The sequence below is a fragment of the Nonlabens sp. genome, assembly GCF_051251825.1.
In the GTDB taxonomy this organism is placed as follows: Bacteria; Bacteroidota; Bacteroidia; order Flavobacteriales; family Flavobacteriaceae; genus Nonlabens.
On the sequence record NZ_JBPOGG010000011.1, the window covers coordinates 1 to 15,140 of the forward strand.

Below are 15,140 nucleotides of genomic sequence, written 5' to 3' on the forward strand. Positions count from 1 at the left end.
CACAATCTACAAGAGCACTCGATAGTATTGGTTAGAGGTGGAAGGGTAAAAGATTTGCCAGGAGTTAGATATCACATCGTGCGCGGCGCACTGGACACAGCAGGTGTTGCAGGTCGTACACAACGTAGATCTAAGTATGGTGCAAAACGCCCTAAGAAGTAAATTTTTTTAAGTAAGTGAGCTATACTCAGTTCATGAGCTTTAATAAACAACTCAAAGAGAAGAAATGAGAAAAAGACAGGCCAAGAAACGTCCTATCCTTCCGGATCCACGTTTTAACGACCAGCTAGTGACACGTTTCGTGAACATGATGATGTTACATGGAAAAAAGTCAACAGCTTTTAAACTTTTTTATGATGCAATTGACATCGTAGAAGAGAAAAAACAAGATGAAGAGAAAACAGCTCTTGAATTATGGAAAGACGCATTATCAAATGTGATGCCTCACGTAGAAGTACGTAGTCGTCGTGTAGGTGGAGCTACTTTTCAAATTCCTATGCAAATTCGTCCAGACAGAAAGATATCTACCGCTATGAAGTGGTTGATAGGATATTCACGTAAGCGTAACGAGAAAAGTTTTTCTCAAAAACTAGCTTCTGAAATTCTAGCTGCTTCAAAAGAAGAAGGTGCTGCTGTTAAGAAAAAGACAGATACGCACAAAATGGCTGAGGCTAACAAGGCATTCTCTCACTTTAGATTCTAAGAAACCATGGCAAGAGATTTAAAATACACAAGAAATATAGGTATTGCTGCACACATTGATGCAGGAAAAACAACTACTACAGAGCGTATTCTTTACTATACTGGAGTTTCTCACAAAATTGGAGAAGTTCATGATGGTGCGGCAACTATGGACTGGATGGAGCAAGAGCAAGAACGTGGTATCACGATTACTTCTGCTGCTACAACTTGTACATGGAAATTTCCTCTAGAGAACGCACAATCGTTACCAGAAACTAAAGATTACCACTTTAATATTATAGACACTCCTGGTCACGTTGATTTTACCGTAGAGGTGAATAGATCGTTACGTGTTCTTGATGGTTTAGTTTTCTTATTTAGTGCTGTTGATGGTGTTGAGCCACAGTCAGAAACTAACTGGAGACTTGCAGATAACTATAAAGTTCCACGTATTGGTTTTGTTAACAAAATGGACCGTCAAGGTTCTAATTTCCTTGCTGTTTGTCAGCAGGTGAAAGATATGTTGAAATCTAATGCTGTGCCGATTGTATTAAACATCGGTGATGAGGCTGATTTTAAAGGTATTGTAGATTTAGTAAAAAACCGTGCTATTGTATGGCATGATGAAACTCAAGGGTCAACTTTTGATGTTATTGAGATTCCTGAAGATATGAAGGCTGAGGCAAAGAAATATCGTGGTATGCTTATCGAAGAGGTAGCTGCTTATGATGAAGAATTGCTAGAGAAATATATGGAAGATGAAGATTCTATTACTGAAGATGAAGTGCATGCTGCTCTTCGTGCTGCGGTAATGGATATGTCTATCATTCCTATGATCTGTGGATCAGCATTTAAAAATAAAGGTGTTCAGTTCTTGTTAGATGCTGTTTGTCGTTATTTACCTGCTCCTACAGATAAGGAAGGTATCAAAGGAATTAATCCTGATACTGAAAAAGAAGAATTACGTAAGCCAGATGTAAAGGAGCCATTTGCTGCTCTTGCATTTAAGATTGCTACAGATCCTTTCGTAGGTCGTCTTGCATTCTTCCGTGCTTATTCTGGTCGTTTAGATGCAGGTTCTTATATCTTGAACAACCGTTCAGGTAAAAAAGAACGTATCTCTCGTATTTATCAAATGCACTCCAATAAGCAAAACGCTATCGATTATATCGAGGCTGGAGATATAGGTGCTGCAGTAGGATTTAAGGATATCAAGACTGGTGATACTATGTCTGATGAAAAGCATCCTATTGTATTAGAATCTATGGACTTCCCTGATCCAGTAATTGGTATCGCGGTAGAGCCTAAGACTAAGGCCGATGTTGATAAGATGGGTATGGCTCTTGCTAAATTAGCAGAAGAGGATCCTACATTCCAAGTTAGAACTGATGAGGCTTCTGGTCAAACTATTATTTCTGGAATGGGTGAGCTTCACTTAGATATTATTGTAGACCGTATGCGTCGTGAGTTCAAAGTAGAACTTAATCAAGGTGCACCACAAGTAGAGTATAAAGAAGCTATCACAAGAGCTGCTGATCATAGAGAAACTTATAAGAAGCAATCTGGTGGTCGTGGTAAATTTGGAGATATCGTATTTACTATCGAGCCTGCTGAAGAGAATGAAGAAGGTAAGGTTGAAGAAGGTTTACAGTTCATAAATAAGATTAAAGGTGGTAACGTTCCTAAGGAATTTGTTCCTGCTATTGAGAAAGGTTTCCGTGAAGCAATGAAAGCAGGTCCTCTTGCTGGATTTGAAATGGATAGCATGCGTGTGACTCTTACTGATGGATCTTTCCACCCAGTAGATTCTGATGCACTTTCTTTTGAACTTGCTGCTAGAATGGGTTATAAAGCATCTGCAAAATCTGCAGGAGCTGTTATTCTTGAGCCTATTATGAAACTTGAAGTTATAACTCCAGAAGAAAACATGGGAGATATAGTAGGTGACTTAAACCGTCGTCGTGGTCAAGTTAATGATATGGGTGATCGTGCCGGTGCTAAGGTGGTGAAGGCAGAAGTGCCACTTTCTGAAATGTTTGGTTATGTAACTACGTTACGTACACTTTCATCAGGTCGTGCTACTTCAACAATGGAATTTTCACACTATGCTGAGACTCCTTCTAACATTAGTGAAGAAGTAATCGCAGCTGCTAAAGGTGCAACTAATTAATATTCAAAAGATGAGTCAAAAAATCAGAATTAAGTTAAAATCTTACGATTACATGCTGGTAGATAAGTCTGCTGAAAAAATCGTTAAAACTGTAAAAAGCACAGGTGCTGTTGTTACTGGACCAATTCCTTTACCTACACACAAGAAAATTTTTACTGTATTAAGATCTCCTCACGTTAATAAGAAATCTCGTGAGCAATTTCAACTAAGTTCTTACAAGAGATTGTTGGATATCTATAGTTCTTCAAGTAAGACTATTGATGCGCTTATGAAATTAGAACTTCCTAGTGGAGTAGAGGTAGAGATTAAAGTGTAATAAATAATTTAATTGTTAACGCTTTCGCGAAAGCGTTAACAATTACTATAGTATTAATAATTTAAATAATAATTATGTCTGGGTTAATAGGAAGAAAAATCGGAATGACAAGTATCTATGATGAGAATGGTAAAAACATGCCATGTACAATCATTGAAGCTGGTCCTTGCGTTGTTACCCAAGTCAGAACTGAAGAAGTGGATGGTTATACAGCCCTTCAACTTGGTTTCGATGACAAATCAGACAAAAACGCATCTAAAGCGGCTCAAGGTCACTTTAAAAAAGCGGGAACTGGTGTCAAGAGAAAAGTTGTAGAATTTCAAGGTTTTGATGAGGAGTACAAATTAGGAGATTCAATATCAGTAGATATTTTTACTGAAGGTGAATTTATAGATGTGTCAGGAACGTCAAAAGGTAAAGGTTTCCAAGGTGTTGTAAAACGCCACGGATTTGCTGGAGTTGGTCAAGCAACTCACGGACAGCACAATCGTTTACGTGCTCCTGGTTCAATAGGTGCTGCATCATATCCAGCTCGTGTATTCAAAGGAATGCGCATGGCAGGACAGATGGGTAACGTTAAAGTTAAAGTTGAAAATTTGAGAGTTCTTAAAGTAGTTCCAGAAAAAAATCTTTTAGTTGTTAAAGGATGTGTTCCTGGTCATAAGAACGCTTATGTAATCTTACAGAAGTAATGAAGATATCAGTAATAGACATTAAAGGAAAAGAAACTGGACGTCAGGTTGAATTATCTGACAGCATTTTCGGAATTGAGCCTAATGATCACGCTATTTATTTAGATGTTAAGCAATATCTAGCAAATCAACGTCAAGGAACTCATAAGGCTAAACAACGTGCTGAGATTACAGGTAGTACTCGTAAGATCAAAAAGCAAAAAGGAACAGGTACTGCTCGTGCAGGATCTATAAAGTCTGGTGTTTTTAGAGGTGGTGGACGTATGTTCGGACCAGTACCTAGAGATTATTCATTCAAATTGAATAAAGGTCAAAAGCGTTTAGCGCGTAAATCTGTTTTAAGTCAAAAGATGGCTGAAGGTAATTTACACGTAGTTGAAGACTTCAATTTTGAGGCTCCTAAAACAAAGAATTTTATTGATGTTTTAAAGTCTTTAGGATTAGATAATAAAAAATCCCTTTTCGTGTTGGGTGGTTCAAATAATAATGTATATTTGTCTTCTCGAAATTTCAAGGGTGCTGATGTTGTAACAAACTCAGAATTAAATACTTATAAGATTTTACACGCTAACAGCGTAGTTGTTTTAGAAGGCTCGCTAGAAGGAATTGAAGAAAATTTAAGCAAATAGGTCATGAATATCTTAATAAAACCAATCATTACAGAGAAAGCTACTAGTGATAGTGAGCTGTTGAATCGTTATGGGTTTGAGGTTATGCCTAACGCTAATAAGATTCAAATTAAAAAAGCGGTTGAGGCAACTTATGGTGTAACTGTTACTAAAGTTAGAACCATGAATGTTCGTGTAGAGCGCAAAACAAAATTCACTAAATCAGGGATGCAAATTGGTAAAACTAAAGCTAGTAAAAAGGCTTTTGTACAATTGCAAGATGGAGAAACCATCGACCTTTATAGTAATCTATAATTAAACAGACAAGAGATGTCAGTTAGAAAATTAAAACCTGTTACTCCTGGGCAGCGATTTAGAGTTGTAAACGGCTATGACGCCATTACAACTGATAAGCCGGAAAAGAGTTTACTCGCTCCGAAAAAACGCTCAGGTGGACGTAATGCAAGTGGTCGTATGACTATGCGTTACAAAGGTGGTGGTCATAAGAGACGCTACCGTATTATTGACTTTAAAAGAGATAAGCAAGGAGTTCCTGCTACTATCGCTTCAATAGAGTATGATCCTAATAGAACTGCTTTTATAGCGCTAGTTAATTACCAAGATGGTGAGAAGCGTTATGTTGTAGCTCAAAATGGTTTACAAGTTGGTCAGAACATTGTTTCTGGTGACTCTGTTGCTCCTGAAGTTGGTAATGCAATGAAGCTTGCTAATATTCCATTAGGTAGTATCATTAGTTGTATTGAATTACATCCTGGACAAGGTGCTGTTATTGCACGTAGTGCTGGTTCTTTTGCGCAATTGATGGCTCGTGATGGTAAGTATGCTACTGTTAAAATGCCTTCTGGTGAAACACGTTTAGTGTTGCAGGAGTGTTTAGCAACCATAGGTGCTGTGTCTAATAGTGATCATCAACTAGTTGTCAGTGGAAAAGCTGGTAGGTCTAGATGGTTAGGTAGAAGACCAAGAACGCGTCCAGTAGTGATGAATCCAGTTGATCACCCAATGGGTGGTGGTGAAGGTAAGTCTTCAGGTGGTCATCCTAGGTCTCGTAATGGTATACCTGCTAAAGGTTATCGTACTCGTGACAAAAATAAAGCAAGTACTCAATATATTTTAGAACGTAGAAAGAAATAATTATGGCTCGTTCATTAAAAAAAGGACCTTATGTATTTCATAAGTTGGAATCTAAGGTGGCTCAGAATGTTGAGTCCGGAAAAAAGACAGTTATTAAAACTTGGTCACGTGCATCTATGATTACTCCTGATTTTGTCGGTCAGACTATAGGAGTTCATAATGGAAAACAATTTATCCCAGTATATGTTACTGAGAATATGGTTGGTCATAAGTTGGGTGAATTCTCACCGACAAGATCTTTTAGAGGTCACGCGGGAGCTAAGAATAAAGGTAAAAAGTAATCTAAGCTATGGGAGTTCGTAAAAAACAGATGGCTGAAAGGCTTAAGGAAGAAAAAAAGAGCATTGCATTTGCGAAGCTTAATAATTGCCCTACTAGTCCTCGTAAAATGAGATTAGTTGTGGATTTGATAAGAGGTAAAAAGGTTGAGGATGCTTTGAATATTCTTAAGTTTTCCTCTAAGGAAGCTGCTCGCAGATTAGACAAACTCGTGTTGTCTGCAATAGCTAACTGGCAAGCAAAAAATGAGGATGCTGATGTTGCTGAGGCTGGTTTGTTTATTAAAGAGATTAGAGTTGATGGTGGTGCTATGTTAAAGAGGTTGCGTCCAGCTCCTCAAGGTAGAGCTCATCGAATAAGAAAAAGATCTAACCATGTAACATTGGTTTTGGGTCAAGCTATTAATACAGAGGTTAACTAATTTAGGATATGGGACAAAAAACTAATCCGATAGGAAATCGTTTAGGTATCATCAGAGGATGGGAATCTAATTGGTACGGTGGTAATGATTACGGTGATAAACTTGCTGAAGACAATAAAATTCGTAAATATATTCATGCACGTCTTTCTAAGGCGTCTGTATCTAGAGTTATTATTGAAAGAACATTAAAGCTTGTTACGGTAACAATAACTACTGCAAGACCTGGTATTATTATAGGTAAAGGTGGTCAGGAAGTTGATCGTCTTAAAGAAGAACTAAAAAAGATTACAGGGAAGGATGTTCAAATTAACATTCATGAGATTAAAAGACCTGAATTAGATGCGTTTTTAGTTGGTTCTAGTGTTGCTCGTCAAATTGAAAATAGAATTTCTTATAGACGTGCAATTAAGATGGCAATCGCTGCTGCAATGAGAATGAATGCGGAAGGTATTAAAATCCAAATTTCTGGTAGATTGAATGGTGCTGAGATGGCTCGTTCAGAATCTTACAAGGATGGTCGTATTCCACTTTCAACGTTTAGAGCAGATATTGATTATGCTTTAGTTGAAGCTCACACGACTTATGGTCGCTTAGGTGTTAAGGTGTGGATTATGAAAGGTGAAGTTTATGGTAAACGTGAATTATCCCCTTTAGCAGGATTATCAAAGAAACAAAGTAAATCAGAAGGTGGTTCTGCCAACAGAGGTGGTAATCGTCGTCGTAGAAAATAATAGCTAGAGATGTTACAACCTAGAAAGACAAAGTTTAGAAAACAGCAAAAGGGTCGCATGAAGGGTAATTCCGGACGTGGTAATCAGCTAGCATACGGTACTTTTGGTATTAAGTCATTAGATTCAGAATTCATTAATTCTCGTCAAATAGAGGCTGCACGTATTGCTGCAACTCGTTATATGAAAAGAGAAGGTTCTTTATGGATTAAAATATTTCCGGATAAGCCTATTACTAAGAAGCCTTTAGAGGTACGTATGGGTAAAGGTAAAGGTGCTGTTGAGTATTGGGCTGCTGTAGTGAAGCCAGGTAGAATCATTTTCGAGATTTCTGGTGTTCCAATGGAGACAGCTAAGGAAGCTTTAAGACTTGCTGCTCAGAAATTACCAGTTAAAACAAAATTTATAGTCGCTCGCGATTTTCAAGAATAGTATATAGTTATGAAACAATCAGAGGTTAAAGGATATTCGGCTACAGAGCTTAACGACAAGCTTGCGGAATCTCAGAAGATGTATGCAGATTTAAAAAGAACGCATATTGTTTCTCCTTTGGAGAATCCTTCTCAGATCAAAAGTTTACGTAGAACTATTGCTCGATTAAAAACGGCTATAAATAATCAGTAGACTTACATTATGGAAACTAGAAATTTAAGAAAAGAACGTATTGGTATTGTTAGAAGTAACAAGATGGATAAAAGTATAGTGGTTGCCGAAGTTAAAAAGCAAAAGCATCCTATGTACGGTAAGTTCGTTTTGAAAACGAAAAAATACGTTGCTCATGATGAGAAAAATGAGTGTAGTGAAGGTGATACGGTTCGTATCATGGAAACACGTCCTTTGAGTAAGTCAAAGAACTGGAGATTAGTAGAAATTTTAGAAAGAGCTAAATAATGTTACAACAGGAATCAAGACTTAAAGTTGCTGATAATACTGGAGCTAAAGAAGTGCTTTGTATTAGAGTTTTAGGAGGTACTAAGAGAAGATATGCTTCTGTTGGGGATAAAATTGTTGTTTCTGTTAAGGAGGCTACTCCTAATGGAAATATTAAAAAAGGAGCTGTTTCAACGGCAGTTGTTGTTAGAACTAAAAAAGAGGTGCGTCGTCCAGATGGATCATATATTCGATTTGATGATAATGCTTGTGTATTATTAAATCCTAATTCAGAAATGAGAGGAACTCGAGTATTTGGGCCAGTGGCTAGAGAATTGCGAGATAAGCAATTTATGAAGATTGTATCATTAGCTCCAGAAGTATTATAATTTACAATCATGGTAAAGGTAAGAATTAAAACAGGTGATAAAGTTCGTGTGATTGCTGGTGAACATAAAGGTTCTGAAGGTGTTGTTACACGTATCTTTAAGGAAAAAAATAAAGCCATCGTGGAAGGTGTTAACATGGTTTCTAAACACGAGAAACCAAGTGCTACTAATCCTCAAGGTGGAATTAAGGAGATTGAAGCTGCTCTTCAGATTTCTAATTTGTCATTAATTGACAAGAATGGTAAATCAACACGTGTTGGTTATCGTATAGAAGGTGATAAGAAAGTAAGATTTGCGAAATCAACAAACGAAGTTATATAAGTCATGGCATATATCCCTAGACTCAAGACAGAATACAAGGAACGCGTTGCCGTTGCTTTAAAAGAGGAGTTCGGTTACAATAATGTAATGGAGATTCCTAAATTGCAAAAAATTGTATTAAGCCGTGGTGTTGGTGCTGCAGTTGCTGATAAAAAGCTTATTGATTATGCTTTGGATGAGTTTACTACCATCACTGGGCAAAAGGCTGTAGCTACATTATCTAAAAAAGATGTTGCCTCATTTAAATTACGTAAGGGAATGCCTATCGGTGTTAAGGTTACGTTGAGAGGTGAGCGCATGTATGAATTTTTGGATCGTTTAGTCACTGTTGCTTTACCTCGAGTAAGGGATTTTCAGGGAATTAAGGCTACTGGTTTTGATGGTCGTGGAAATTACAACCTTGGTATTACAGAACAAATTATTTTTCCTGAAATCAATATTGATAAGGTTAATAAAATTTCTGGTATGGATATCACATTCGTTACCAGTGCACAAACAGATAAAGAAGCTAAATCTTTATTAGGTGAGTTAGGCTTACCATTTAAAAAGGACTAAACATGGCAAAAGAATCAATGAAAGCGCGTGAGCGCAAACGTGAAGCTTTAATTGCGAAGTATGCTGACAAGCGTAAGGCATTAAAAGAAGCAGGAGATTATGAAGGATTGCAAAAGTTACCTAAGAACGCATCTCCAGTAAGACAGCATAATAGATGTAAGTTAACTGGAAGGCCAAAAGGTTACATGAGACAGTTTGGTGTGTCAAGAGTTACTTTTAGAGAGATGGCAAATCAAGGTTTAATCCCAGGAGTTAAAAAAGCTAGTTGGTAAACAGCTGAAATATAACATTATGAATACAGATCCAATCGCAGATTATTTAACTAGAGTTAGGAATGCAGTACGTGCTAATCACCGTGTTGTTGATATACCTGCATCGAAGTTAAAGAAGGAGATAACTAAAATTCTTTTTGATCAAGGTTATATTCTTAGTTACAAGTTTGAGGAGCAAACTGCTCAAGATAATATTAAGATAGCTCTTAAGTATGATCGTGAAACTAAGGAGTCAGTCATTAAGGATATTCAAAGATTAAGTAAGCCTGGTTTACGTAAGTATGCTGGAGCAGGAGAGTTACCTAGAATATTGAACGGTTTAGGTGTCGCTATTGTCTCAACTAGTAAAGGTGTAATGACTGATAAACAAGCTCGCGCCGAGAACGTTGGTGGTGAAGTTCTTTGTTACGTTTATTAAATATATAGATATGTCAAGAATAGGAAATAATCCTGTAGCTATTCCAGCTGGTGTCAATGTGAAAGTTGACAATGGATTAATAAGTGTAGATGGTAAGTTAGGTAAGCTTACTCAAGAGTTCTCTGATGTTACCATCAAGGTTGAAGGAGATGAGGTTCTTGTTACTAGACCTTCTGACTCTAAAGATCATAAAGCAAAACATGGGTTATATAGATCTTTGGTTTTTAATATGATTGCTGGTGTTTCTGAAGGTTGGACGAAAGAACTTGAGTTGGTTGGAGTTGGTTATAGAGCTTCAAATCAAGGCCAGGTTTTAGATTTAGCATTGGGGTATTCTCATAATATTGTTTTGGATATAGCTCCTGAGGTTAAAGTTGAAACAATTTCCGAAAAAGGTAAAAATCCTAGAGTGAAATTAACCTCTTTTGACAAACAATTAGTTGGTCAGGTTGCGGCTAAGGTAAGATCTTTTAGAAAACCTGAGCCTTATAAAGGAAAAGGTGTTAAATTTGTAGGCGAAATATTAAGAAGAAAAGCTGGTAAATCAGCATAATAGAATAATTATGGCATTTTCAAAGTCTGAAAGAAGAAGTAAAATACGTAGAAGAATTCGTAAGACTGTATCCGGTACTGCGTTACGTCCGCGTTTGTCAGTATATCGTAGCAATAAGGAAATTTATGCTCAAGTGATCAATGATGTTGATGGTTTAACTATAGCTTCTGCGTCCTCAAAGGATATTGATGCTAAAGGTGAAAAAGTAGCGATAGCTAAAGAGGTAGGTAGAATTGTTGCTGAAAAAGCAAAATCTGCTGGCATTGATACCGTTTCTTTTGATAGAGGTGGGTATTTATATCACGGTCGTGTTTTATCTCTTGCTGAAGGTGCTAGAGAAGCAGGACTTAATTTTTAATTACAAACATTTTATAAATGTACCAAAAATATAAAAACGTAGAGTTAGTTAAACCAAGTGGACTTGATCTTAAAGATCGTCTAGTAGGTGTTCAACGTGTAACAAAAGTTACTAAAGGTGGTCGTGCATTCGGTTTTTCTGCAATTGTTGTTGTTGGAGATGAAAGTGGTGTTGTAGGTCATGGATTAGGAAAGTCTAAAGAAGTTTCGGAAGCTATTTCAAAGGCCGTTGAAGATGCTAAAAAGAATTTAGTTAGAATTCCTTTAGTAAAAGGTTCTATTCCTCATGAGCAAAAAGGTAAATTTGGTGGAGCAAGAGTGCTACTGATTCCAGCTGCGACGGGAACAGGAGTTATTGCAGGTGGAGCTATTCGTGCTGTACTGGAAGCTGTAGGTGTTCATGATGTGTTATCAAAGAATCAAGGCTCATCAAATCCACATAATGTTGTTAAAGCTACGTTTGATGCCTTACTTCAATTAAGAAATGCTCACACTGTTGCTAAGCAAAGAGGTGTGTCATTGGATAAAGTGTTTAACGGTTAATTATTTATTATGGCGAAGTTGAAAATTAAGAAAGTGCGTAGTGCAATTAAAAGGCCGTTAAGACAAAAGAGGACTTTAGAGGCTCTAGGTCTGCGTAAAATGAATCAGGTTGTTGAACATGATGACACTCCTGTTATTCAAGGTATGATTGCAAAAGTTGAACATTTAGTCTCTGTTGAGAAGGCTTAAAAATATATAAGATGAGTTTAAATAATCTTAAACCTGCTGCAGGTTCTGTTAAGAAATCAGCAAAAATCATTGGTCGTGGTCAGGGATCTGGTAAAGGTGGTACCGCAACACGTGGTCACAAGGGTGCGAAATCTCGTTCGGGATATTCTAAGAAAATAGGTTTTGAAGGTGGTCAGATGCCATTGCAGAGACGTGTTCCTAAGTTTGGTTTCACTAACATTAATCGTAAAGAGTATGCAGGTGTGAATCTTGATACTTTGCAAGAATATGTTGATGCTGGTCGTTTATCTGATGTGATAACTTTAGAAAATTTGGTTGAACAAAGATTGGTCGGTAAAAAGGACTTAGTAAAAATATTAGGACGTGGTGAGTTGAATGCAAATATCAATGTAACTGCTCATAAGTTTACTGCGACGGCAAAAACGGCTATTGAAAAGGCTGGCGGTACGGCTCAAACAGTTTAAAATAATTAGATGAAATTAATTAATACATTAAAAAACATCTGGAATATTGAAGAACTGAAAGATCGTATTATTATGACTTTCAGTTTGCTTCTTGTTTACCGTTTTGGTGCTCAAGTTGTTTTGCCAGGTATAGACTCTAGTCAGTTAGCTAACTTTTCTCAAAACCTTGATGGTGGTGGAATAGGTACTCTTTTAAACGCATTTACCGGTGGTGCATTTTCTAATGCTTCTGTTTTTGCTTTGGGTATTATGCCTTATATATCAGCAAGTATTGTAGTACAGCTAATGGGTATAGCTATTCCTTATTTACAGAAGCTTCAAAAGGAAGGTGCAAGTGGGCAAAAGAAAATTAATCAAATTACACGTTGGTTGACTATAGGGATTTGTTTAATCCAAGCTCCTAGTTATTTGCTAAGTTTAGGTACATTAGGTGTTCCTGCAGAAGCTTATCTTATGCCAGATAACATGACATTGTTTTTAGTTAGTAGTACTATTATTCTTGTCACTGGTTGCGTATTTGCAATGTGGTTGGGTGAAAAAATTACTGATAAAGGTATAGGTAATGGTATCTCCTTATTAATTATGGTTGGTATAATTGCTACGTTACCTCAAGCATTTGTGCAGGAAGTAGCTGCAAGAATTACTGGTTCAGGTGGAGTGATGTTAGTTTTGGTTGAGTTATTGGTTTGGTTTGTTATAATTTTGTTATGTATTATGCTAGTAATGGCTGTACGTAAGATTCCAGTTCAATACGCAAGGAGAGCAGCATCTGGAGGTTATGAGAAGCATGAAGAAGGATCTAGACAATTTATTCCTCTTAAGCTTAATGCCTCTGGGGTTATGCCTATTATATTTGCTCAAGCAATTATGTTTGTTCCTGCTGCTTTAGGTCAATTGGATACTTCATGGGCATCTTCTGTGCAAACTGCATTTGGTGATATTTTTGGTTTTTGGTATAATCTAGTATTTGCCTTATTGATCATTGTTTTTACTTATTTCTATACTGCTATTACTGTCCCAACGAACAAAATGGCTGATGACTTGAAAAGGAATGGCGGTTTTATTGCTGGAATTCGTCCAGGTACTGAAACTGCAGATTATTTAGATAAAATAATGTCTCAAATTACATTACCAGGTTCTGTGTTTTTAGCATTAGTAGCTATATTTCCTGCCTTTGTATCATTAATGGGTGTTACTCAGCAATGGGCATTGTTTTACGGAGGAACTTCGTTATTAATTATGGTTGGTGTAGCAATAGATACTATGCAACAGATAAACTCTTACTTACTTAATCGTCATTATGATGGTTTAATTAAGACTGGTAAGAATAGAAAAGCAGTAGCATAATGGCAAAACAATCAGCAATTGAACAAGATGGTTCAATAATAGAGGCATTGTCTAATGCAATGTTTAGAGTAGAATTAGAAAATGGTCACGTGGTTACCGCACACATATCTGGAAAGATGCGTATGCATTATATCAAATTGTTACCTGGAGATAAAGTAAAATTAGAAATGAGTCCTTACGATTTAACGAAAGCAAGGATCACTTATAGATACTAATATGAAAGTAAGAGCATCCATTAAAAAGAGAAGTGCTGATTGCAAAATAGTACGCCGTAAAGGACGTCTTTATGTAATCAACAAAAAGAATCCAAAATTTAAACAAAGACAAGGTTAAGCTATGGCTAGAATTGCAGGGGTAGATATACCTAAAAACAAACGTGGAGAGGTTTCTTTAACCTACATATACGGAATAGGACGTAATCGTGCAAAACAAGTTCTTATTGATACTGGTGTTGGCTTAGACAAAAAAGTTAACGACTGGGACGATGATGAAATTGGTAAGATTCGTGCGGCAATTGGTGAATTCACTATTGAAGGTGAACTTCGATCAGAAACTCAGCTTAACATCAAACGTCTTATGGATATTGGTTGTTATAGAGGTATTCGTCATAGATCGGGTCTTCCATTAAGAGGTCAACGAACTAAGAATAATTCTCGTACTCGTAAAGGGAAACGTAAGACTGTTGCTAACAAGAAGAAAGCAACTAAATAATAACTAATTGATATGGCAAAGTCTAAAACAGTATCAAAAAAACGTAAAGTAATTGTAGAATCAGTTGGTGAAGCTCACATTTCATCTTCTTTCAACAATATCCTTGTTTCTTTGACTAATAAAAAAGGAGAAGTTATCTCATGGTCATCTGCTGGAAAGATGGGTTTCCGTGGGTCTAAGAAAAACACACCTTATGCAGCGCAACTTGCTGCAGAGGATGCGTCTAAAGTAGCTCATGAGGCTGGTTTGCGTAAAGTGAAAGCTTATGTGAAAGGTCCTGGTAATGGTCGTGAAAGTGCTATTCGTAGTATTCACAACTCAGGTATTGAAGTTACAGAAATTATTGACGTAACGCCTCTTCCTCACAATGGTTGTCGTCCTCCAAAGAGACGTAGAGTATAATTTAATTAATTATTAATAACGAGTAGTTGTTAGGCTGTCGAAGGATATAGACCTGAATTCACAGTACACTATTCAATAAATTTTGTAAAATGGCAAGATATAGAGGTCCTAAGGCAAAAATTGCGCGTCGATTCAGAGAACCAATTTTTGGCCCTAGTAAAGCTTTGGAGAAGAAAAATTATCCTCCAGGTATGCACGGTAACGCAAGACGCCGTGGTAAAGAATCAGAATATGCAGTTCAGCTTAAGGAAAAGCAGAAAGCTAAATATACTTATGGTGTATTAGAGAAGCAATTCCGTTTAATGTTTCACAAAGCGGTACGTAGTACTGGTATTACTGGTGAAGTATTACTTCAATTATGTGAATCTCGTTTAGATAACGTGGTTTATAGAATGGGTGTTGCAAAAACTCGTCGTGGAGCACGTCAGTTAGTTTCTCACCGTCACATGACGGTTAATGGTGAGTTGGTGAATATACCTTCTTATCAATTAAAGCCTGGTGACGTTGTTGCTGTGCGTGAGAAATCTAAATCACTAAGTGCAATCGATCAATCTTTATCAAGTAATGAGCATGTTTATGATTTCATTACTTTTAATAAAGCTAGTCTTTCGGGTACTTTCGTTAGTGTTCCTGAAAGAACACAAATTCCTGAGAACATCAAGGAACAATTGATCGTAGAATTGTACTCTAAATAATAAT

Annotated in this window: 29 protein-coding genes and 1 pseudogene; all 30 read left to right on the plus strand. The window is 36.9% G+C overall.

The window, feature by feature from the left end:
* Nucleotides 1-162 (plus strand): annotated as a pseudogene (locus tag ACSHWW_RS11740) (30S ribosomal protein S12); the annotation flags it as partial.
* Between the two features lie 64 nt (nucleotides 163-226).
* On the plus strand, nucleotides 227-703 hold the full coding sequence (gene rpsG / locus ACSHWW_RS11745; RefSeq protein ID WP_435682656.1) for a 30S ribosomal protein S7: 477 nt from the start codon (nucleotides 227-229) through the stop codon (nucleotides 701-703).
* 6 nt (nucleotides 704-709) lie between these two features.
* A complete protein-coding gene (fusA, locus tag ACSHWW_RS11750; protein ID WP_435682657.1) occupies nucleotides 710-2,851 on the plus strand; it encodes an elongation factor G in 2,142 nt (713 codons plus the stop codon).
* Between the two features lie 10 nt (nucleotides 2,852-2,861).
* A complete protein-coding gene (rpsJ, locus tag ACSHWW_RS11755) occupies nucleotides 2,862-3,167 on the plus strand; it encodes a 30S ribosomal protein S10 (protein WP_006795812.1) in 306 nt (101 codons plus the stop codon).
* 74 nt (nucleotides 3,168-3,241) lie between these two features.
* Nucleotides 3,242-3,859, plus strand: a complete 618-nt coding sequence (rplC, locus tag ACSHWW_RS11760) for a 50S ribosomal protein L3 (protein ID WP_435682658.1) — start codon at nucleotides 3,242-3,244, stop codon at nucleotides 3,857-3,859.
* Nucleotides 3,859-4,488, plus strand: coding sequence for a 50S ribosomal protein L4 (rplD, locus tag ACSHWW_RS11765; RefSeq protein WP_435682659.1), 630 nt, complete (start codon nucleotides 3,859-3,861; stop codon nucleotides 4,486-4,488). The genes rplC and rplD overlap by 1 nt, the downstream gene beginning before the upstream one ends.
* 3 nt (nucleotides 4,489-4,491) lie before the next feature.
* On the plus strand, nucleotides 4,492-4,782 hold the full coding sequence (gene rplW / locus ACSHWW_RS11770) for a 50S ribosomal protein L23 (RefSeq protein WP_435682660.1): 291 nt from the start codon (nucleotides 4,492-4,494) through the stop codon (nucleotides 4,780-4,782).
* Nucleotides 4,783-4,797: 15 nt separating this feature from the next.
* Nucleotides 4,798-5,622: a 50S ribosomal protein L2 gene (gene rplB / locus ACSHWW_RS11775; RefSeq protein WP_435682661.1), complete on the plus strand. Its 825-nt coding sequence runs from the start codon at nucleotides 4,798-4,800 to the stop codon at nucleotides 5,620-5,622.
* Nucleotides 5,623-5,624: 2 nt separating this feature from the next.
* Entirely contained in the window at nucleotides 5,625-5,903 is a 279-nt protein-coding gene (gene rpsS / locus ACSHWW_RS11780) for a 30S ribosomal protein S19 (protein ID WP_435682662.1), read from the plus strand.
* A gap of 8 nt (nucleotides 5,904-5,911) precedes the next feature.
* Nucleotides 5,912-6,322 (plus strand): 50S ribosomal protein L22, encoded by a 411-nt coding sequence (gene rplV, locus ACSHWW_RS11785; protein ID WP_435682663.1) that lies wholly within the window; start codon nucleotides 5,912-5,914, stop codon nucleotides 6,320-6,322.
* A gap of 8 nt (nucleotides 6,323-6,330) precedes the next feature.
* The gene (gene rpsC / locus ACSHWW_RS11790) at nucleotides 6,331-7,053 is read left to right on the plus strand and encodes a 30S ribosomal protein S3 (protein WP_435682664.1); all 723 of its coding nucleotides are present in this window, start codon (nucleotides 6,331-6,333) and stop codon (nucleotides 7,051-7,053) included.
* Nucleotides 7,054-7,062: 9 nt separating this feature from the next.
* Complete coding sequence (rplP, locus tag ACSHWW_RS11795; protein WP_435682665.1) at nucleotides 7,063-7,482, plus strand: 50S ribosomal protein L16; 420 nt, start codon at nucleotides 7,063-7,065, stop codon at nucleotides 7,480-7,482.
* Nucleotides 7,483-7,491: 9 nt separating this feature from the next.
* Nucleotides 7,492-7,674, plus strand: coding sequence for a 50S ribosomal protein L29 (gene rpmC / locus ACSHWW_RS11800; RefSeq protein ID WP_435682666.1), 183 nt, complete (start codon nucleotides 7,492-7,494; stop codon nucleotides 7,672-7,674).
* A gap of 9 nt (nucleotides 7,675-7,683) precedes the next feature.
* Nucleotides 7,684-7,941, plus strand: coding sequence for a 30S ribosomal protein S17 (gene rpsQ, locus ACSHWW_RS11805; protein WP_435682667.1), 258 nt, complete (start codon nucleotides 7,684-7,686; stop codon nucleotides 7,939-7,941).
* Nucleotides 7,941-8,309: a 50S ribosomal protein L14 gene (gene rplN / locus ACSHWW_RS11810; protein ID WP_006795805.1), complete on the plus strand. Its 369-nt coding sequence runs from the start codon at nucleotides 7,941-7,943 to the stop codon at nucleotides 8,307-8,309. Before rpsQ ends, rplN begins: the two co-directional genes overlap by 1 nt.
* Nucleotides 8,310-8,318: 9 nt before the next feature.
* Nucleotides 8,319-8,630, plus strand: a complete 312-nt coding sequence (gene rplX, locus ACSHWW_RS11815; protein ID WP_435682668.1) for a 50S ribosomal protein L24 — start codon at nucleotides 8,319-8,321, stop codon at nucleotides 8,628-8,630.
* 3 nt (nucleotides 8,631-8,633) lie between these two features.
* Entirely contained in the window at nucleotides 8,634-9,185 is a 552-nt protein-coding gene (gene rplE, locus ACSHWW_RS11820; RefSeq protein WP_435682669.1) for a 50S ribosomal protein L5, read from the plus strand.
* A 2-nt stretch (nucleotides 9,186-9,187) separates the two neighbouring features.
* Complete coding sequence (gene rpsN / locus ACSHWW_RS11825) at nucleotides 9,188-9,457, plus strand: 30S ribosomal protein S14 (RefSeq protein ID WP_435682670.1); 270 nt, start codon at nucleotides 9,188-9,190, stop codon at nucleotides 9,455-9,457.
* A 19-nt stretch (nucleotides 9,458-9,476) separates the two neighbouring features.
* Nucleotides 9,477-9,875, plus strand: coding sequence for a 30S ribosomal protein S8 (rpsH, locus tag ACSHWW_RS11830; RefSeq protein WP_435682671.1), 399 nt, complete (start codon nucleotides 9,477-9,479; stop codon nucleotides 9,873-9,875).
* A 10-nt stretch (nucleotides 9,876-9,885) separates the two neighbouring features.
* Nucleotides 9,886-10,428, plus strand: a complete 543-nt coding sequence (gene rplF, locus ACSHWW_RS11835; protein WP_435682672.1) for a 50S ribosomal protein L6 — start codon at nucleotides 9,886-9,888, stop codon at nucleotides 10,426-10,428.
* A gap of 10 nt (nucleotides 10,429-10,438) precedes the next feature.
* Nucleotides 10,439-10,786 (plus strand): 50S ribosomal protein L18, encoded by a 348-nt coding sequence (rplR, locus tag ACSHWW_RS11840; protein ID WP_435682673.1) that lies wholly within the window; start codon nucleotides 10,439-10,441, stop codon nucleotides 10,784-10,786.
* Between the two features lie 17 nt (nucleotides 10,787-10,803).
* Nucleotides 10,804-11,328 carry a 30S ribosomal protein S5 gene (gene rpsE / locus ACSHWW_RS11845; RefSeq protein WP_006795799.1) on the plus strand — a complete coding sequence of 175 codons (525 nt, stop codon included), beginning with the start codon at nucleotides 10,804-10,806 and terminating at the stop codon, nucleotides 11,326-11,328.
* Nucleotides 11,329-11,337: 9 nt separating this feature from the next.
* A complete protein-coding gene (rpmD, locus tag ACSHWW_RS11850) occupies nucleotides 11,338-11,517 on the plus strand; it encodes a 50S ribosomal protein L30 (protein ID WP_036580343.1) in 180 nt (59 codons plus the stop codon).
* A gap of 11 nt (nucleotides 11,518-11,528) precedes the next feature.
* Nucleotides 11,529-11,981, plus strand: a complete 453-nt coding sequence (gene rplO, locus ACSHWW_RS11855; protein WP_435682674.1) for a 50S ribosomal protein L15 — start codon at nucleotides 11,529-11,531, stop codon at nucleotides 11,979-11,981.
* Between the two features lie 9 nt (nucleotides 11,982-11,990).
* On the plus strand, nucleotides 11,991-13,328 hold the full coding sequence (secY, locus tag ACSHWW_RS11860; protein ID WP_435682675.1) for a preprotein translocase subunit SecY: 1,338 nt from the start codon (nucleotides 11,991-11,993) through the stop codon (nucleotides 13,326-13,328).
* On the plus strand, nucleotides 13,328-13,543 hold the full coding sequence (gene infA, locus ACSHWW_RS11865) for a translation initiation factor IF-1 (protein ID WP_015361146.1): 216 nt from the start codon (nucleotides 13,328-13,330) through the stop codon (nucleotides 13,541-13,543). The genes secY and infA overlap by 1 nt, the downstream gene beginning before the upstream one ends.
* A 1-nt stretch (nucleotide 13,544) precedes the next feature.
* On the plus strand, nucleotides 13,545-13,661 hold the full coding sequence (gene ykgO / locus ACSHWW_RS11870; RefSeq protein WP_015361145.1) for a type B 50S ribosomal protein L36: 117 nt from the start codon (nucleotides 13,545-13,547) through the stop codon (nucleotides 13,659-13,661).
* Nucleotides 13,662-13,664: 3 nt separating this feature from the next.
* Nucleotides 13,665-14,039: a 30S ribosomal protein S13 gene (gene rpsM / locus ACSHWW_RS11875; RefSeq protein ID WP_435682676.1), complete on the plus strand. Its 375-nt coding sequence runs from the start codon at nucleotides 13,665-13,667 to the stop codon at nucleotides 14,037-14,039.
* Between the two features lie 12 nt (nucleotides 14,040-14,051).
* Nucleotides 14,052-14,441, plus strand: coding sequence for a 30S ribosomal protein S11 (gene rpsK / locus ACSHWW_RS11880; RefSeq protein ID WP_435682677.1), 390 nt, complete (start codon nucleotides 14,052-14,054; stop codon nucleotides 14,439-14,441).
* 89 nt (nucleotides 14,442-14,530) lie between these two features.
* A complete protein-coding gene (gene rpsD, locus ACSHWW_RS11885; protein ID WP_435682678.1) occupies nucleotides 14,531-15,136 on the plus strand; it encodes a 30S ribosomal protein S4 in 606 nt (201 codons plus the stop codon).
* Nucleotides 15,137-15,140: the final 4 nt, after the last annotated feature.

Excerpts from the sequence above, each read along its gene's own strand:
- rpsQ (WP_435682667.1), top strand. The coding sequence starts at position 7,684 with ATGGAAACTAGAAATTTAAGAAAAGAACGTATTGGTATTGTTAGAAGT.
- rpsS (WP_435682662.1), top strand. The coding sequence starts at position 5,625 with ATGGCTCGTTCATTAAAAAAAGGACCTTATGTATTTCATAAGTTGGAA.
- rplC (WP_435682658.1), top strand. The coding sequence starts at position 3,242 with ATGTCTGGGTTAATAGGAAGAAAAATCGGAATGACAAGTATCTATGAT.
- rpsC (WP_435682664.1), top strand. The coding sequence starts at position 6,331 with ATGGGACAAAAAACTAATCCGATAGGAAATCGTTTAGGTATCATCAGA.
- ykgO (WP_015361145.1), top strand. The coding sequence starts at position 13,545 with ATGAAAGTAAGAGCATCCATTAAAAAGAGAAGTGCTGATTGCAAAATA.
- rplV (WP_435682663.1), top strand. The coding sequence starts at position 5,912 with ATGGGAGTTCGTAAAAAACAGATGGCTGAAAGGCTTAAGGAAGAAAAA.
- rplR (WP_435682673.1), top strand. The coding sequence starts at position 10,439 with ATGGCATTTTCAAAGTCTGAAAGAAGAAGTAAAATACGTAGAAGAATT.
- rplD (WP_435682659.1), top strand. The coding sequence starts at position 3,859 with ATGAAGATATCAGTAATAGACATTAAAGGAAAAGAAACTGGACGTCAG.
- rpsJ (WP_006795812.1), top strand. The coding sequence starts at position 2,862 with ATGAGTCAAAAAATCAGAATTAAGTTAAAATCTTACGATTACATGCTG.
- rpsN (WP_435682670.1), top strand. The coding sequence starts at position 9,188 with ATGGCAAAAGAATCAATGAAAGCGCGTGAGCGCAAACGTGAAGCTTTA.
- fusA (WP_435682657.1), top strand. The coding sequence starts at position 710 with ATGGCAAGAGATTTAAAATACACAAGAAATATAGGTATTGCTGCACAC.
- rpsE (WP_006795799.1), top strand. The coding sequence starts at position 10,804 with ATGTACCAAAAATATAAAAACGTAGAGTTAGTTAAACCAAGTGGACTT.
- rpmD (WP_036580343.1), top strand. The coding sequence starts at position 11,338 with ATGGCGAAGTTGAAAATTAAGAAAGTGCGTAGTGCAATTAAAAGGCCG.
- rplB (WP_435682661.1), top strand. The coding sequence starts at position 4,798 with ATGTCAGTTAGAAAATTAAAACCTGTTACTCCTGGGCAGCGATTTAGA.
- rplW (WP_435682660.1), top strand. The coding sequence starts at position 4,492 with ATGAATATCTTAATAAAACCAATCATTACAGAGAAAGCTACTAGTGAT.
- rplP (WP_435682665.1), top strand. The coding sequence starts at position 7,063 with ATGTTACAACCTAGAAAGACAAAGTTTAGAAAACAGCAAAAGGGTCGC.
- rpsM (WP_435682676.1), top strand. The coding sequence starts at position 13,665 with ATGGCTAGAATTGCAGGGGTAGATATACCTAAAAACAAACGTGGAGAG.
- infA (WP_015361146.1), top strand. The coding sequence starts at position 13,328 with ATGGCAAAACAATCAGCAATTGAACAAGATGGTTCAATAATAGAGGCA.
- rplN (WP_006795805.1), top strand. The coding sequence starts at position 7,941 with ATGTTACAACAGGAATCAAGACTTAAAGTTGCTGATAATACTGGAGCT.
- rplE (WP_435682669.1), top strand. The coding sequence starts at position 8,634 with ATGGCATATATCCCTAGACTCAAGACAGAATACAAGGAACGCGTTGCC.
- rpsD (WP_435682678.1), top strand. The coding sequence starts at position 14,531 with ATGGCAAGATATAGAGGTCCTAAGGCAAAAATTGCGCGTCGATTCAGA.
- rpsG (WP_435682656.1), top strand. The coding sequence starts at position 227 with ATGAGAAAAAGACAGGCCAAGAAACGTCCTATCCTTCCGGATCCACGT.
- rpsK (WP_435682677.1), top strand. The coding sequence starts at position 14,052 with ATGGCAAAGTCTAAAACAGTATCAAAAAAACGTAAAGTAATTGTAGAA.
- rplX (WP_435682668.1), top strand. The coding sequence starts at position 8,319 with ATGGTAAAGGTAAGAATTAAAACAGGTGATAAAGTTCGTGTGATTGCT.
- secY (WP_435682675.1), top strand. The coding sequence starts at position 11,991 with ATGAAATTAATTAATACATTAAAAAACATCTGGAATATTGAAGAACTG.
- rpmC (WP_435682666.1), top strand. The coding sequence starts at position 7,492 with ATGAAACAATCAGAGGTTAAAGGATATTCGGCTACAGAGCTTAACGAC.
- rplF (WP_435682672.1), top strand. The coding sequence starts at position 9,886 with ATGTCAAGAATAGGAAATAATCCTGTAGCTATTCCAGCTGGTGTCAAT.
- rplO (WP_435682674.1), top strand. The coding sequence starts at position 11,529 with ATGAGTTTAAATAATCTTAAACCTGCTGCAGGTTCTGTTAAGAAATCA.
- rpsH (WP_435682671.1), top strand. The coding sequence starts at position 9,477 with ATGAATACAGATCCAATCGCAGATTATTTAACTAGAGTTAGGAATGCA.